This is a genomic window from Streptomyces sp. NPDC057474 (assembly GCF_042802555.1).
GTDB lineage: Bacteria > Actinomycetota > Actinomycetes > Streptomycetales > Streptomycetaceae > Streptomyces.
The window spans coordinates 48155-63936 of record NZ_JBHVDX010000008.1 but is presented as its reverse complement, the minus strand read 5'-3'; the positions used below and the strand labels follow the sequence as shown (position 1 = coordinate 63936).

Annotated in this window: 12 protein-coding genes and 1 pseudogene; 10 read left to right on the top strand and 3 right to left on the bottom strand. The window is 72.0% G+C overall.

The window, feature by feature from the left end; all coding sequences use genetic code 11:
• Positions 1-24: 24 nt before the first annotated feature.
• Positions 25-1341, bottom strand: a complete 1317-nt coding sequence (gene hmgA, locus ACFU53_RS03805) for a homogentisate 1,2-dioxygenase (protein WP_383985720.1) — start codon at positions 1339-1341, stop codon at positions 25-27.
• Positions 1342-1649: 308 nt separating this feature from the next.
• Here hmgA and ACFU53_RS03800 point away from each other — a divergent pair, with 308 nt between their 5' ends.
• From ACFU53_RS03800 to ACFU53_RS03755, 10 genes are all read left to right on the top strand, one after another.
• Positions 1650-2267: a TetR family transcriptional regulator gene (locus ACFU53_RS03800; RefSeq protein WP_383985718.1), complete on the top strand. Its 618-nt coding sequence runs from the start codon at positions 1650-1652 to the stop codon at positions 2265-2267.
• A gap of 240 nt (positions 2268-2507) precedes the next feature.
• The gene (locus ACFU53_RS03795; RefSeq protein ID WP_383985716.1) at positions 2508-4763 is read left to right on the top strand and encodes a molybdopterin oxidoreductase family protein; all 2256 of its coding nucleotides are present in this window, start codon (positions 2508-2510) and stop codon (positions 4761-4763) included.
• 121 nt (positions 4764-4884) lie between these two features.
• Positions 4885-6348, top strand: coding sequence for a CitMHS family transporter (locus ACFU53_RS03790; protein ID WP_383985715.1), 1464 nt, complete (start codon positions 4885-4887; stop codon positions 6346-6348).
• Positions 6349-6426: 78 nt separating this feature from the next.
• A complete protein-coding gene (locus tag ACFU53_RS03785; RefSeq protein ID WP_383985713.1) occupies positions 6427-7683 on the top strand; it encodes an MFS transporter in 1257 nt (418 codons plus the stop codon).
• Positions 7684-7783: 100 nt separating this feature from the next.
• Complete coding sequence (locus ACFU53_RS03780) at positions 7784-8413, top strand: hypothetical protein (RefSeq protein WP_383985711.1); 630 nt, start codon at positions 7784-7786, stop codon at positions 8411-8413.
• 58 nt (positions 8414-8471) lie between these two features.
• Positions 8472-9377 carry a class F sortase gene (locus ACFU53_RS03775; RefSeq protein ID WP_383985709.1) on the top strand — a complete coding sequence of 302 codons (906 nt, stop codon included), beginning with the start codon at positions 8472-8474 and terminating at the stop codon, positions 9375-9377.
• A 123-nt stretch (positions 9378-9500) separates the two neighbouring features.
• On the top strand, positions 9501-10043 hold the full coding sequence (locus ACFU53_RS03770) for a DUF3574 domain-containing protein (RefSeq protein WP_383985707.1): 543 nt from the start codon (positions 9501-9503) through the stop codon (positions 10041-10043).
• A 195-nt stretch (positions 10044-10238) separates the two neighbouring features.
• Positions 10239-11627, top strand: a complete 1389-nt coding sequence (locus tag ACFU53_RS03765) for an aldehyde dehydrogenase family protein (RefSeq protein ID WP_383985705.1) — start codon at positions 10239-10241, stop codon at positions 11625-11627.
• Positions 11628-11756: 129 nt separating this feature from the next.
• Positions 11757-12842 carry a Zn-dependent alcohol dehydrogenase gene (locus tag ACFU53_RS03760; RefSeq protein ID WP_383985703.1) on the top strand — a complete coding sequence of 362 codons (1086 nt, stop codon included), beginning with the start codon at positions 11757-11759 and terminating at the stop codon, positions 12840-12842.
• Positions 12843-12987: 145 nt separating this feature from the next.
• Positions 12988-14331, top strand: a complete 1344-nt coding sequence (locus ACFU53_RS03755) for an MFS transporter (RefSeq protein WP_383985701.1) — start codon at positions 12988-12990, stop codon at positions 14329-14331.
• Here ACFU53_RS03755 and ACFU53_RS03750 read toward each other — a convergent pair.
• A pseudogene (locus ACFU53_RS03750) lies at positions 14288-14944 on the bottom strand (EamA family transporter); the annotation flags it as partial. The gene ACFU53_RS03755 and the pseudogene ACFU53_RS03750 sit on opposite strands and share 44 nt — an antisense overlap.
• Before the next feature lie 166 nt (positions 14945-15110).
• Positions 15111-15758, bottom strand: a complete 648-nt coding sequence (locus tag ACFU53_RS03745) for a TetR/AcrR family transcriptional regulator (protein ID WP_383985699.1) — start codon at positions 15756-15758, stop codon at positions 15111-15113.
• Between the last annotated feature and the right edge of the window lie 24 nt (positions 15759-15782).

Genomic DNA, 15782 nt, shown 5'->3' with positions numbered 1-15782 from the left:
GTATCCGTACCCGGCGCGGCGCGTTCAGCGCAACGGGCCGAAGTGGCGTTGGAGCCCGGACCACACGTCGTCGTACCCCTGCTGCAGCTGCTTCGCGCGGGCCGCCTGCGCGGTCATGAGGATCGGCCAGCGCGTCTCGAACATGAAGGCGAGCCCGTCGTCGACCCGCTGGGGCTTCAGCTCCGCCGCGCTCGCCCGGTCGAAGGTCTCCCGGTCAGGGCCGTGCGCCGACATCATGTTGTGCAGCGAGCCGCCACCGGGCACGAAGCCCTCCGCCTTCGCGTCGTACGCGCCCTCGATCAGGCCCATGTACTCGCTCATCACGTTCCGGTGGAAGTACGGCGGCCGGAACGTGTCCTCGCCCACCAGCCAGCGCGGCGCGAACACCACGAAGTCCACCCCGGCCAGCCCCGGGGTGTCCGACGGCGAGGTCAGCACCGTGAAGATCGACGGGTCCGGGTGGTCGTACGAGATCGTCCCGATGACGTTGAAACGGCGCAGGTCGTAGACGTAGGGCGTGTAGTTGCCGTGCCAGGCGACCACGTCGAGCGGTGAATGGTCGTAGGTGGCCGTCCAGAGATTGCCGCAGAACTTGTTCACCACCTCCACCGGGCCCTCCACGTCCTCGTACGCGGCCACCGGCGCCCGGAAGTCACGGGCGTTCGCCAGGCCGTTGGCGCCGATCGGGCCGAGGTCGGGGAGGCGGAAGGGGGCGCCGAGGTTCTCGCAGACATAGCCGCGGGCGGAGGAGTCCAGGAGGTCGACGCGGAAGCGGACGCCCCGGGGGATCAGAGCGACCTCGCCGGGCTCGACGTGGAGCAGACCGAACTCCGTGCGCAGGAGGAGGCCGCCGCGCTCCGGGACGATCAGGAGTTCGCCGTCCGCGTCGCTGAAGACACGCTTCATGGAGGAATCGGCGTGATACAGGTGCACGGCCATGCCCGTGCGCTGGGCCGCGTCGCCGTTGCCGCCGAGAGTCCACAGGCCGCCGAGGAAGTCGGTGCCCGTCGGGGGCACCGGGAGGGGGTTCCAGCGGAGGCGGTTGGGGTCGGGGACCGTCTCGGTGAAGGGGGCCGTGCGGAGGGTGCCGTTGTCCGTGCGCGTGAACGCGGGGTGGGCGGCCGAGGGGCGGATCCGGTAGAGCCAGGAGCGGCGGTTGTGGGACCTCGGTTCCGTGAACGCGGTGCCGCTGAGCTGCTCCGCGTACAGGCCGAGCGGGGAGCGCTGCGGGGAGTTGCGGCCGTGCGGCAGCGCGCCCGGGACCGCCTCCGAGGCGTGTTCGTTGCCGAAGCCGGAGAGGTACTCCAGCCCCTCGGCCGTCTTCCTCGCGTCCCCGCTCATGCCCGCTCCCTCACGCTCCTGATTCCTATGCTTCACCGTAGGATTCAGGCGGGGTGGGCGCAAGGGGACAGGTCGACAACCGGACGTCGACGGGACGCCGACGGGACGTCGGCAGATCGGGTGCATCGGGCGGAGGGGGAGAACCGGATCCGGAGGGGATCCGTCTTGTCAGTGCGGTGCTCTAGTCTCCCGGCAGGCCATGGACGTGCGGATGTCCGCTGTCCGTCGCGCTCCACCGCTGAGCGGGAGCGGCGGTACCGGCCGTACTGATATTCGGACAGCTCATCGGACCTCGGCGGAAAGGCACCATGAAGCCCGTGTCCCAGGCGACCTCCCTGCGCCGCGCACCCGTGCAGCGGCGCAGTGCCGAACGACTGACCAGGATCCTCGACGCCTGCGCCGACCTCCTCGACGAGGTGGGGTACGACGCGCTGAGCACCCGTGCCGTGGCGCTGCGCGCGGGTGTGCCCATCGGATCCGTCTACCGCTTCTTCGGCAACAAGCGCGCGATGGCCGACGCGCTCGCCGAACGCAACCTGGACCGTTTCACCGACCGGGTCACCCGCCGCCTCCAGGTGACGGGCGGCCGGGACTGGCGCACCGCGATGGACGCCGTCCTCGACGAGTACCTCGACATGAAGCGCAACGCCCCCGGCTTCGCCCTCATCGACTTCGGCAACCAGATTCCCGTCGGCGGCCGCCGACGGGAACCCAACCACCGCGTCGCCGACCGGCTGTCCGAACTGCTCTCCGCGTTCATCGACCGCACCCCCGACGAGGACCTGCGCCGCACCTTCCTCATCGCCGTCGAGACCGCCGACACCCTCGTCCACCTGGCCTTCCGGGTCTCCCCGGAGGGTGACGCGCGGATCATCCAGGAGATGCGGGAGCTGCTGCGGGCCTATCTCGCGCGCGTGCTGGACTGACGCCGGGCCGGACCCGGGCGCGGACTGTCCGAGCCGGGGCGCGGGCTGTCCGGCCCTGCCCCCGGCCGGGGCCGACCGGGCCCCGGCCCCGGTGACGGTCTCGCGAATTCCCGACAAGACTGCCGACAGGGCCTCCCCGTGTGGCATACCGGTCGGTATGCTCGGCCTCGGTGCCGCGCGCTTCCTCGTGCGCGGCCCCGTCCGAGCGTCACCGTCGCCGCCGCCCCTCCGGGAGGACCCGTGTCCACCACCACCGACTCCCGCACCGCCCTGCGCGTCTGCCCGCTCTGCGAGGCGACCTGCGGGCTCACCCTCACCATCGAGGGCACTCGGGTGACCAAGGCGCGCGGCGATCGGGACGACGTCTTCAGCAAGGGGTTCATCTGTCCGAAGGGCGCCTCCCTGGGCGCGGCCGACGGGGACCCGGACCGGCTGCGCACCCCGCTGGTCCGCAGGGACGGCGAACTGCGGGAGGCCACCTGGCAGGAGGCCTTCGACGCCGTCGCCGCCGGACTCGGGCCCGTCGTCGAGGCGCACGGACCCAACGCGGTCGGCGTCGTCCTCGGCAACCCGAACGTCCACACGGTGGCCGGCGCCCTCTACCCGCCCGTCCTCCTCGCCGGACTCGGCACCCGCAGCCTGTTCACCGCCTCCACCGTCGACCAGATGCCCAAGCACGTCTCCAGCGGACTGCTCTACGGCGACGCCCACGCCATACCCGTACCGGACCTGGACCGCACCGACCATCTGCTGCTCCTCGGCGCCAACCCCCTGGAGTCCAACGGCAGCCTGTGCACAGCCCCCGACTTCCCCGGCAAGCTCAAGGCGCTCAAGGCGCGCGGCGGCACCCTCACCGTCGTCGACCCGCGCCTGACCCGCACGGCCAAGCTCGCCGACCGGCACGTGGCGATCCGCCCGGGGACGGACGCGCTGCTGCTCGCGGCGATGGCCCATGTGTTGTTCGAGGAGGATCTCGTCGACCTCGGGGACCTCGCCCCGCATGTGCAGGAGGTCGAGGAACTGGCCGCCACCGTACGGGAGTTCACGCCCGAGGCCGTCGCCGAGGCCTGTGACGTCGACGCCGGGACCATCCGTGCGCTCGCCCGCGAACTGGCCGCCGCTCCCACCGCCGCCGTATACGGCCGCATCGGCAGCTGCACCGTCCCGCACGGCACCCTCGCCAGCTGGCTGGTCGACGTGCTCAACATCCTCACCGGCAACCTCGACCGGCCCGGCGGCGCCCTCTTCCCGCAGTCCGCGACCGACAAGACGCCCCGGCCCGCCGGACCGGGCCACGGCTTCGCGCTCGGCCGCTGGCGCAGCCGGGTCGGCGGCCACCCCGAGGCCAAGGGCGAACTGCCGCTCGCCGCGCTCGCCGAGGAGATCGACACCGCCACCCCTGACGGCAGCCCGATCCGCGCTCTCATCACCGTCGCCGCCAACCCGGTGCTCTCCGCGCCCGACGGCGACCGCCTCGACAAGGCGCTCGACTCACTGGACTTCATGGTCAGCGTCGACCCCTACCTGGGCGAGACCGCCCGCCACGCCGACGTGGTCCTGCCGCCGCCCCCGCCCTCCCAGGCCCCGCACTACGACTTCGCGCTCAACACCCTGGCCGTACGCAACCAGGTCCGCTACAACCGTGCCGCCGTGCCCCTGGAGGACGGCCGCATGCCCGAGACGGAGATCCTCGCGCGGCTCGTCCTCGCCGCCACCGGCATGCACGGCGCCGACCCCTCCGCCGTGGACGACCTGGTCATCGGCCAGACCCTGGGCAAGGCCGTGAAGGAGGCCCACTCGCCCGTCCACGGCCGGGACCCCAAGGAACTGGCCGCCCAACTCACCGGCACGGGCGGCCCCGAGCGCCGGCTCGACATGATGCTGCGCCTCGGCCCGTACGGTGACGGCTTCGGCGCCGAGCCGGACGGACTGACCCTCGCGCAGTTGCTCGCGCACCCGCACGGGATCGACCTCGGGCCGCTGAAGCCGCGTCTGCCGCAGCCGTTGAAGACGGTGAGCGGCAGGATCGAACTGCTGCCGCAGCCGATCGTCGACGATCTGCCGAGGCTCCGCACCGCCCTGCGGGAGCGCCCGGACGGCCTTGTCCTCATCGGCCGCCGCCACCTGCGGTCCAACAACAGCTGGCTGCACAACATCCCCGCCCTCACCGGTGGCACCAACCGCTGCACCCTGCACATCCACCCCGACGACGCCGACCGCCTCGCACTCGCCGACGGGGACGCCGTACGGATCAAGGGCGCCGGGGGAGAGGTCACCGCTCCCGTCGAGGTCACCGACGTCGTACGCCGCGGTGTCGTGAGCCTCCCGCACGGCTGGGGACACGACCGTCCCGGCACCCGGATGAGCCACGCCGCGATCGACCCCGGGGTGAACGTCAACCAGCTCCTCGACGGCTCCCTGCTCGACCCGCTGTCGGGCAACGCGGTCCTCAACGGCATCCCCGTGGAGCTCGCCCGAGCAGGCGCAACGCTGTGACCTGGAGTTCTGCTCTTATTGCTCGCATGTCAACGTCTTGTTAAGGCTTGTGGACCCGCCCTAACGTCGTCGCACCGCCGGTGCCCTGGTGGGAGTTCAAGGGCGAACGTTAGGTATCCACATGTTGACCATCCTCGGCTTCGCCATGATCGCGACCTTCCTGGTCCTGATCATGATGAAGAAGATGTCGCCGATCGCGGCGCTCGTGCTGATCCCGGCACTCTTCTGCGTGTTCGTCGGAAAGGGAGCACATCTCGGCGACTACGTCATCGAGGGGGTGGGCAACCTCGCGCCCACCGCCGCGATGCTGATGTTCGCCATCGTCTACTTCGGCCTCATGATCGACGTCGGTCTCTTCGACCCGATCGTCCGGGGCATCCTGAAGTTCTGCAAGGCCGACCCGCTGCGCATCGTCGTCGGCACGGCCCTGCTCGCCGCGATCGTCTCCCTGGACGGCGACGGCTCGACCACCTTCATGATCACCGTCTCGGCGATGTACCCGCTGTACAAGCGCCTGAAGATGAGCCTGGTCGTCATGACCGGTGTCGCCGCCACCGCCAACGGCGTGATGAACACGCTGCCCTGGGGCGGCCCGACCGCCCGCGCCGCCACCGCGCTCAAGCTCGACGCCGGCGACATCTTCGTCCCGATGATCCCCGCGCTCCTCGTCGGCCTGCTCTTCGTCATGGTCCTCGCCTACGGCCTCGGCCTGCGGGAGCGCAAGCGCCTCGGGGTGCTGAGCCTCGACGAGGTGCTGGAGCAGGAGAAGATCGTCAAGGACGAGAAGGAGACCGAGTCCGAGGAGACCGTGCTCGTCGGCGCGGGCGCCTCCGCCGCCTCCGGCTCCGGATCCGGTGACGACAAGAGCCGTACGGCGAAGACCACCGGCGGCGCGGGCTCCGGCACCGACGCCGACTCCGAGGACGACGAGGACGACGTCCGTCTCCAGGGCCTGGACCCCAACCGCCCGACGCTGCGCCCCAAGCTGTACTGGTTCAACGCGCTGCTCACGGGCGCGCTGCTCACCGCCATGATCATGGAGTGGCTGCCGATCCCGGTGCTCTTCCTGCTCGGCGCCGCGCTCGCCCTGACGGTCAACTTCCCCAACATCCCCGACCAGAGGGCCAGGCTCGCCGCCCACGCCGACAACGTCCTCAACGTCTCCGGCATGGTCTTCGCCGCCGCCGTCTTCACCGGCGTCCTCCAGGGCACCGGCATGGTCGACTCGATGGCCAAGTGGATCGTCGACGGCATCCCGGCCGGCATGGGTCCGCACATGGCCCTCGTCACCGGCTTCCTGAGCCTGCCGCTCACCTACTTCATGTCCAACGACGGCTTCTACTTCGGCGTCCTCCCGGTCCTCGCCGAGGCCGGCGCCGCCCACGGTGTCTCGCCGCTGGAGATCGCCCGCGCCTCCCTCGTCGGCCAGCCGCTGCACATGTCCAGCCCGCTGGTGCCGGCCGTGTACGTTCTCGTGGGTATGGCGAAGGTCGACTTCGGCGACCACACCAAGTTCGTGGTGAAGTGGGCCGCGGCGACCTCGCTGATCATCCTCGGGGCGGGCGTGCTGTTCGGCATCATCTGAACCGTGGAACCCGACTCCCTTGCACCGGAGCGAAGTTTCCTCGAACCGGCGTGAACTTCCTCAAGGAGGACCCGCATCGTGAGGCCCGGTAGGAACCGCGGCTGGCTGCTCCGCCTCGTCATCGCCTTCAGCTTCGCGCAGGGGGCGGTGTCGATGGCCCGGCCCGCCGTGTCCTACCGGGCCCTCGCGTTGGGCGCCGACGAGCGGGCGATCGGTGTGATCGCGGGGGTCTACGCCCTGCTCCCGCTGTTCGCCGCAGTGCCGCTCGGCCGCAGGACCGACCAGGGCCGGTGCGCGCCCCTGCTGCCCGTGGGCGTCGTCCTCATATCCGGCGGCTGCGTCATGAGCGGCCTGGCGAACTCGCTGGTGGCGATGGCCGTGTGGAGCGGCGTGATGGGCCTCGGCCACCTCTCCTTCGTCATCGGCGCCCAGTCCCTGGTGGCCCGTCAGTCCGCGCCGCACGAACACGACCGCAACTTCGGCCACTTCACCATCGGCGCCTCCCTCGGCCAGCTGGTCGGCCCGATCGCCGCGGGCGCCCTGATCGGCGGCCCCGACATGGCCCGGACGAGCGCCCTGGCGCTGGTGGTGGCGGGTGCGGGGGCGGCGGTCTCGTTCACCTCGCTGTGGCGGATAGAGCGTCCGATCGAGCCCAAGTCCCGTACGGCGCAGGGCGAGCGGGTCCCCGTGCACCGCATCCTGCGTACCCGCGGCGTACCCGGGGGCATCTTCATCAGCCTCGCCGTGCTGTCGGCGACCGACATCCTCACCGCGTATCTGCCGGTGGTCGGTGAGCACCGGGGCATCGCCCCCTCGGTGATCGGCGTCCTGCTGAGTCTGCGCGCGGCGGCGACCATCGCGTGCCGCCTGGTGATGACGCCCATGCTGCGACTGCTCGGCCGCACCGCGCTGCTCACCGTCACCTGTGTACTCGGGGCAGTGTTGTGCGCCGGGATCGCGCTGCCGGTGCCGGTGTGGGCGCTGGCCCTGATCCTCGCCGCCCTCGGGTTCTGCCTCGGGGCCGGACAGCCGCTGTCCATGACCACGGTGGTGCAGGCCGCGCCGGACGAGGCCCGGTCCACCGCCCTCGCGCTGCGGCTGACGGGAAACCGGCTGGGGCAGGCCGGGGCGCCCGCCGCCGCGGGTCTGATCGCCGGTGTCGCGGGCGTGGCCGCGCCGTTCGTGATGCTGGGCGCGCTGCTGCTGGTGTCGTCGGTCATCGCCCTGCGCTCGCCCGCGCAGCCGGGGCAGGGGAGCGGCAAGCCGGAGAAGGAGACGGGGGAGGGGAAGGGCTCGCGGCCCGGTGCGTCCCTGGGCCGGAAGAGGGATATCTGACGGGTCGTCGGGCGCGGCTCCCCCCGTGCACGGTGCGATGTGACAGAGAGTCAGGCGAAAGAGCGATTTGTGTGAAAATCGTCTGACTCGGAGGTTCTGCATGTCCACCTCGTCCCGCCCGCGCCCCGCTGGATCGCGCGCGAGTGCCGCCGCCGTCCTCGCGGCACTCACCGTCACGGGAGCCAGCCTGATCACGGCGCCGGCCGCCGTCGCCGCCCCGGGCGACCCCGACGTCGTGATCCACAAGGTGGGCTTCCCGTTCGACAACCAGCGCAACCAGCTCCTGGTCTGCGACTTCTACCTCTCCGCCTTCAACTTCCCCGAGGACCCCACGCCGACGCAGCGCATCAACTGGACGATCGACAGAGAGCCCCCCGCCCCGCGCACCGACCCCGTCGCCACGGGCGTGATCACCCTCGCGGCCGACGGCAGCGGACACAGCACGCCCGTGGCGCCCGAGGACGCGGCGCGGCTCCCCGACGGGGAGTACGTGCTGACCTGGAGGACCGTCGGCGGGACGCTCGAGGAGGGGCGCAGGACCATCAACGTCAACTGTCCGCCCGCCGGTCTCGCCGCCGGTCCCGAAGGCGCCGTCCCGGCCGGTGCCGGTGGTCTCGCCATGACCCAGGACTTCGCGCCGGTCGTCGGCGCGGCCGCCGTGGGACTCGCCGCGGTCGGCGGGGTGGCCTACCTGCGGCTGCGCCGTCGCCGCGCCGATGGCGCCGCGTAGACGCCGGCCGAGGCCCTGGTACCGGACGCGCGCCTACCGCCTGACGCGGACGGTCGTGATGACCGTCGCACTGGTGGTGGGCGGTGTCCACCTGGCGGAGGACAGGGAGCGGACCGAACCCGCCGAGGCCCGCTCCGCCTGGGCCGACACCCGGGCGCGCGGTGCGGGGGCATCGCGCGCCCAGGCGTCCCTGTACTTCACGCCCCCACCACCCGACGAGCCCGGGCGCGCCGCGTCCCCGGGAACGGCACCCGAGCGACGGACCGAGCGGACCGAACCGACCGGGCGGACCGAGCGCACCGAGCCGGTCGAGCGGGTGAGCCCGAGGGCCGCCGAGCCGGCGCGGCCCACTCCCGCTGTACCCACCGGACCGACGCCCACCGGACCGACGCCCACGGGACCCACGAGGCCGGCGCCCGCCGAGCCCGTGCGGCCCGCCCCCGCGACCAGGTCGGCCGAGCCGAAGAGACCCGCCCGGCCCCGTACGCTGCCGCCCTCCCCGGCGAAGACCGTCACCATCCAGTACCTCGGCATCGAGGCCCCGGTGATCGGGCTTCGCCTCGACAGCCGACGGAGGCTTCCCGCGCCGCCGGACGACAAGCCCAAGCTGGTCGGCTGGTACTCGCAGGGGCCCGCGCCCGGCGGGCCGGGCACGGCGGTCGTCGTCGGTCACCGTGACACCCGGACGGGCCCCGCCGTCTTCGCCTCGCTGGACGTGCTCAAGCCCGGCCGGATCGTGGAGGTCCTGCGGGCCGACGGCCGCGCCGCCGTCTACACCGTGGACGCCGTGAAGACGTACGAGAAGGACCGCTTCCCCAACAAGGAGGTGTACGGCCATCGCGGCCGCCCCGAGCTGCGGCTGATCACCTGCGGCGGGACGTACGACCGGCGGAAGGGCTACGCGAGCAACGTCGTCGTCTACGCCCACCTCACCGCGACCCGGGGACCCGCGCACAAGCCGTGAACCGGCGCGCAGGGCGCGGTGACGTGCGCCACGGCGAGCCCCGGGGGCGTACGGGGGCACGCACGGCCCGGCCCCGGCGCGGCCGACGGATCCGGAGCCGGTGGTCCCGCTAGAGGTGGACGCATGACCTTGCACTCCACGCGCACGAGCACCACCACCCCCACGAACACCAGCATTTCCACGAACACCAGCACCCGTACCCGTACCCGCCGCTTCACCCGCACCCGAGTCGCCGTCGCGGCCTCCGTCTGTCTGCTGGCCGTCGGCGCCCCGACCGCGTACGCCACCCTCGCCGAGGACCCCTCCGCCGGTTCCGTGCTCGCCCCGGCGCGCGGGACGCCGTACATCGAGACGCGGCTCCTCTTCGGCACCGAGCGACCCGACGGTGGTGCCGGCGTCACCGACGAGCAGTTCATGGCCTTCGTCGACCGGGAGGTCACACCCGGGTTTCCGGACGGACTGACCGTGCAGGAGGGGCGCGGACAGTGGCGGGACGCGAGCGGGACGATCGAGAAGGAGCGGTCGTACGAGCTGATCCTGCTGTATCCGGTGGCGGCGGCCGCCACGAGCGACCGGAGGATCGAGGAGATCCGCGGCGGCTATCTGAAGGAGTTCGCGCAGGAGGCGGTCGCGCGGGTCGACGACAGGACGCGAGTCGATTTCTGAGGCGGGGCGACTTTTCCGCGCCGGGGCGGCGGCCGGGGCCGATGCCGAGGCGCGCCTCACTGCCCGAGGCTGCCGAGGCCTGGCTCACTGTCCGACACTGAAGAGGTCTGCCTCACTGCCCGAGGCCCTGGTGCCGGAAAACTATCAGGGCTAGTTTTTGGGGCGGACGACCACGCCCGCCCGGGAGGCAACACGATGAAGGCACACGACGGCATGTACATCGGCGGTACCTGGCGGCCCGCCGCCGGGACCGACATGATCGAGGTCGTGAACCCGGCCGACGAGCAGGTGATCGACCGGGTCCCGGCGGGCACCGCCGAGGACGTCGACGCCGCCGTACGCGCCGCGCGCGACGCCCTCCCCGGCTGGTCCGCCACCCCACCCGCCGAACGCGGCGCGATCATCGGCGCGCTGCGCGACGCGCTCGCCGCCCGCCGGGAGGAGATCGCCGAGACGGTGACGGCGGAGCTCGGCTCGCCGCTGCCGTTCTCCCAGCGGGTGCACGCGGACCTGCCGGTCGCTGTCGCCGGCTCGTACGCCGAGCTGGCCGCGAAGCACGCCTTCGAGGAGAAGGTCGGCAACTCGACCGTCCACCACGAGCCCATCGGTGTCGTCGGCGCGATCACCCCCTGGAACTATCCGCTGCACCAGATCGTCGCCAAGGTCGCCCCGGCCCTCGCCGCCGGCTGCACGGTCGTCCTGAAGCCCGCCGAGGACACCCCGCTGACCGCGCAGCTCTTCGCCGAGGCCGTCCACGAGGCGGGCGTACCCGCCGGGGTGTTCAACCTGGTCACCGGTCTCGGCCCGGTAGCCGGGCAGGCGCTCGCCGAGCACGACGGCGTCGACCTGGTCTCTTTCACCGGCTCCACGGCGGTAGGTCGGCGCATCGCCGCGACCGCCGGCGCCGCGATCAAGAAGGTGGCGCTGGAACTCGGCGGCAAGTCCGCCAACGTGATCCTCCCGAGCGCCGACCTGACCAAGGCGGTCGGCGTCGGCGTCGCCAACGTCATGTCCAACTCCGGCCAGACGTGCAGCGCCTGGACCCGCATGCTCGTCCACACCTCCCAGTACGACGAGGCCGTCGAGCTGGCCGCCCAGGCCGCCGCGAAGTACGGCGACCGCATCGGTCCGCTGGTCAACGCCAAGCAGCACGAGCGGGTACGGGGTTACATCGAGAAGGGCGTGGCCGAGGGCGCCCGCCTGATCGCCGGCGGCGCCGAACCCCCGCGCGAGCAGGGCTACTTCGTCAGCCCCACCGTCTTCGCCGACGTGACCCCGGAGATGACCGTCGCCCAGGAGGAGATCTTCGGCCCGGTCCTGTCGATCCTCCGCTACGAGGACGAGGCCGACGCCCTGCGGATCGCCAACGGCACGGTCTACGGGCTGGCCGGCGCGGTCTGGGCCGGTGACGACACCGAGGCCGTGGCCTTCGCCCGCCGTATGGACACCGGCCAGGTCGACATCAACGGTGGCCGCTTCAACCCGCTGGCCCCCTTCGGCGGTTACAAGCAGTCGGGCGTCGGCCGCGAACTCGGCGCCCACGGTCTGACCGGTTACCTGCAGACCAAGTCCCTTCAGTTCTGAGCGGGTTCGGGCCGACGGCGGAAGCGGATTGCGAACGGGCGCCGGGTGAAAGCCGGTGCCGGGTGAGCCGTTCCCGCCCGCCGGGCTGAGCGAGCCGTTTCCCAGCGAGCGTAGGAGAGTCGTACCCCCATGGCCGTTCGAGCCGCCGTACTGCCCGCCGTCGGTGCCCCGTTGGAGATCACCGAGATCGAGTTGCCGGATGCCGGGCCCGGCCAGATCCGGGTGCGGCTCGCCGCCGCCGGAGTCTGCCACTCCGACCTGTCGTTGTCCGACGGCACCATGCGGGTGCCGGTGCCCGCCGTGCTCGGCCACGAGGGCGCGGGCACGGTTCTCGCGGTCGGCGACGGGGTCACCCATGTCTCACCCGGTGACGGAGTCGTCCTCAACTGGGCGCCGTCCTGCGGGAGTTGCCACGCCTGCTCGCTCGGCGAGGTGTGGCTGTGCGCGAACGCGCTGCTCGGCGCCGGCAATGTGTACGCCCGGCGCGCCTCCGACGGCGCCGATCTCCACCCCGGTCTGAACGTGGCCGCGTTCGCGGAGGAGACGGTCGTGGCAGCCGGGTGCGTGCTCCCGGCCCCGGACAGCGTCCCGCTCACCGACGCGGCGCTGCTCGGCTGCGCCGTCCTCACCGGTTACGGCGCGGTCCATTACTCGGCGCGGGTCCGCGAGGGCGAGACCGTCGCCGTGTTCGGGGTGGGCGGTGTCGGGCTGGCCGCGCTGCAGGCGGCGCGGATCGCGGGCGCGTCCCGGATCGTCGCCGTGGACGTCTCCCCGGCGAAGGAGGAGCTGGCCCGTGCGGCGGGTGCCACGGAGTACGTCGTCGCCTCCGAGGACACCGCCCGCGAGATCCGTGCCCTCACCGGCAAACAGGGTGTGGACGTCGCCGTGGAGTGCGTCGGCCGCGCGGTCACCATCCGGGCGGCCTGGGAGTCGACCCGGCGCGGCGGCCGCACCACCGTCGTCGGCATCGGCGGCAAGGACCAGCAGGTCACCTTCAACGCCCTGGAACTCTTCCACTGGGGCCGCACCCTCTCCGGCTGCGTCTACGGCAACTCCGACCCGGCGCGTGACGTGCCGATCCTCGCGGACCATGTCAGGGCCGGCCGCCTGGACCTGGCCGCCCTGGTGACCGACCGCATCTCCCTGGACGACATCCCGACGGCCTTCGACAACATGCGAGCGGGCAAGGGCGGCCGGGCTTTGGTGACGTTCTGATTCGGCTGCGGGCGACCAGCCCCCACGTACCCGCAGCCGACAGCGCACCCTTCGAGCGAACTCAACCATGCACGACCGTTGACCTACATACCGTCCGGTCAGTACGTTCCCCGGAACGTCCCCGCACCCATCGGAGTGTGCTCGCATGGACACCGCTCCTTCCTCGTCCATCCCCCAACCGCCCACCCCCGCCACCACCCCCCGCCCCCAGAGCCACCGCAAGGTCGCCACCGCCGCGGCGCTCGCCTCGGCCGTGGAGTGGTACGACTACTTCGTCTTCGGCATAGCCGCGGCCCTCGTCCTGGGCGACCTGTACTTCCCGGCCGGCAGTTCCTCCGCAGGAGTCCTCGCCGCGTTCGCCGCCTTCGCCGTCGGATTCCTCGCCCGCCCCGTCGGCGGAGTCGTCGCCGGTCACCTCGGCGACAAACGCGGCCGCAAGCCGATGCTGGTCCTGGCGCTCACCCTGATGGGCCTGGCCACCACCGGCATCGGCCTCCTCCCCACGTACGAGACGATCGGGATCGCCGCTCCGATCCTGCTTGTCCTCCTCCGCGTCGCGCAGGGCGTCGCAGTCGGCGCCCAGTGGGGCGGCGCGATGCTGCTGGCCACCGAGTACGCCCCCGAGGGCAAGCGTGGGGTGTACGGCAGCTTCGTCCAACTCGGCGTTCCCATCGGCGTGGTGAGCGCCAACACGATGTTCCTCGTCGTGGGCGCGACGACCAACGACTCCGCGTTCACCGCGTGGGGCTGGCGTGTGCCCTTCCTGGTCGGCCTGTTCGTCCTGGGACTCGCCTGGTACATCCACCGCCATGTGGAGGAGACCCCCGAATTCAGGGCGGCGGAACGTGAGTTGGCGGAGAAGGAGAAGGGCGAGCAGAGCTCCCCGCTCAGGACGATCCTCCGCGGTCACCTCGGCACGGTCTTCCTGGCCGGTGGCTCCTTCGCCGTGAACACCGCGACCTTCTACATCCTGATCACCGGCGTCCTCGACTACACCACCCGCGAACTCGACATGAAGCGCAGCGCGGTCCTCGCCGTCTCCCTCTGCGTCAGCCTCACCCAGTTGGTGCTGATCCCCGCCGCCGCAGCCCTCTCCGACCGCGTCGGCCGCATCCGGGTCTACGCGTTCGGCGCGGCCGGCATCGCCCTGTGGGCCGTCCCGCTCTTCCTGCTCATCGACACCGGCTCCCTGCTGTGGCTCGCCGTCGGCACATTCGTCGCCAGCTGCTTCCTCAGCATCATGTACGGGCCGCAAGCCGCCCTGTTCGCCGAGCTGTTCACTCCCGAGATGCGGTACACAGGCGCCTCCCTCGGCTACCAGATCGCGGCGGTGTTCGGCGGCGGCCTCGCCCCCTTCCTGATGGTCCTCCTCCTGGAGACCACCGGCACGTCCATGGCGGTGTCCGCGTACATCATCGGTCTCTCGGTGATCGCCCTCGTGTCGATCAAGATCCTCGCGGGGAGGGCGAGTTCACGAGTGGAGGGTTAGTTCCGTGCGCTGAGGGCCGGTCCCGTGTCGGCCGTCCGGGCCGCGCCCCCGGATCCACATCCGTGGGCGCGGCGCCGACCGCGCCCGCCGCCGCGCCGGCCGTCCCCTTCGTAGGCGCCCGGGACCGCGACACCGCCACACCCGCCAGACACAGCGCGCCACCGGCCGGTGTGAGCGGCCCCGGCACCTCGCCCAGCGCCCGCCACGACACCAGCACGACCAGCACGACCAGCGCGGGCACGGCGCACGTGGTCGCGCCCATGCGGCTCGCGGACGTACGGGCGAGGGCGTACGCCCAGGTGGTGAAGGCGAGGGCGGTCGGGAACACGCCCAGGTACACCATGTTGAGGGTCGCCGAGAGCGGCGCGTCCGCCGCCTGCCGCACCAGCTGCCCGGCGAATGGCAGACACTGCCCCACTCTCGGCCTCGCTCGAGCGGGAGGGGTCCCGTCCGCCCCGACGAGACAGCCGAAGGTGGTCACCTGGAGCGGGCTCGCCGAGGAGGACGACGCCCAGCACCGAGACTCCGCCCTCGCCGGACATCGACAGCCCACGGCGCGTGCGCCCGCGAACGACACCTCGACCTGCTGCTCGCCCCAGTTCAGCGCGACCATGGACCGGGAGTCGTTCGGCATGGGACCGGGGCAAGTGGGGGAGGGGCGTGGAAGCTCGCGGTTGTCAGGCGCCCAGCTCGGGAGGGTGCGTCGCATCGCGGCCGAAGGCTGTCTGTGGCTGGTCGCGCACACGCGGCGGAGCCGCATATGTCACGGCCCCGCGCCCCTAACTGGGGGCGACCTGCCCGTACTGCTGCTCCAACCCGTCCAGCAACGCCGTCAACCCCACCTCGAACGCCCGCTCGTCCACCTTCTCCTGCTGCTCCGCCAGCAGATGGGCCTGCCCGAGATGGGGATAGTCGGCCGGGTCGTACGCGCTCTCGTCGTCCACGAACCCCCCGGCGAACGACCCGATCGCGGACCCCATGATGAAGTACCGCATCAACGCCCCGATGGACGTGGCCTGCGCCGTCGGCCACCCCGCCTCGACCATGGCCCCGAACACGACGTCGGCGACCTTCAGCCCCGCGGGCCGCCGCCCGGGGCCCCGGGCGAGGACGGGCACGATGTTCGGATGGTCGCGCAGGGCGGCCCGGTACGAGACCGCCCAGTCGTGCAGCGCGGTCCGCCAGTCCCGCCCGTCCTCGAACATCGACAGGTCGACCTGCGCGCTCACCGAGTCGGCGACGGCCTCCAGGATCTGGTCCATGGTGCGGAAGTGGTTGTAGAGGGAGGGCCCGCTCACCCCCAGCTCGGCGGCGAGCCGTCGCGTGGAGACCGCCGCCAGCCCCTCCGCGTCCACCAGCGCCCGCGCCGTCTCCACGATGCGGGCGGTGCTCAGCAAGGGCTTGCGCGGTCGGGCCATGGCGCACATAGTAGGGCTGCACCCCTAAAACTA

What these genes read in the sequence shown, in the direction of transcription:
- ACFU53_RS03800 (WP_383985718.1), top strand. Translation starts at nt 1,650, where the DNA reads ATGAAGCCCGTGTCCCAGGCGACCTCCCTGCGCCGCGCACCCGTGCAG.
- hmgA (WP_383985720.1), bottom strand. Translation starts at nt 1,341, where the DNA reads ATGAGCGGGGACGCGAGGAAGACGGCCGAGGGGCTGGAGTACCTCTCC.
- ACFU53_RS03775 (WP_383985709.1), top strand. Translation starts at nt 8,472, where the DNA reads ATGACCGTCGCACTGGTGGTGGGCGGTGTCCACCTGGCGGAGGACAGG.
- ACFU53_RS03755 (WP_383985701.1), top strand. Translation starts at nt 12,988, where the DNA reads ATGGACACCGCTCCTTCCTCGTCCATCCCCCAACCGCCCACCCCCGCC.
- ACFU53_RS03780 (WP_383985711.1), top strand. Translation starts at nt 7,784, where the DNA reads ATGTCCACCTCGTCCCGCCCGCGCCCCGCTGGATCGCGCGCGAGTGCC.
- ACFU53_RS03790 (WP_383985715.1), top strand. Translation starts at nt 4,885, where the DNA reads ATGTTGACCATCCTCGGCTTCGCCATGATCGCGACCTTCCTGGTCCTG.
- ACFU53_RS03760 (WP_383985703.1), top strand. Translation starts at nt 11,757, where the DNA reads ATGGCCGTTCGAGCCGCCGTACTGCCCGCCGTCGGTGCCCCGTTGGAG.
- ACFU53_RS03745 (WP_383985699.1), bottom strand. Translation starts at nt 15,758, where the DNA reads ATGTGCGCCATGGCCCGACCGCGCAAGCCCTTGCTGAGCACCGCCCGC.
- ACFU53_RS03770 (WP_383985707.1), top strand. Translation starts at nt 9,501, where the DNA reads ATGACCTTGCACTCCACGCGCACGAGCACCACCACCCCCACGAACACC.
- ACFU53_RS03765 (WP_383985705.1), top strand. Translation starts at nt 10,239, where the DNA reads ATGAAGGCACACGACGGCATGTACATCGGCGGTACCTGGCGGCCCGCC.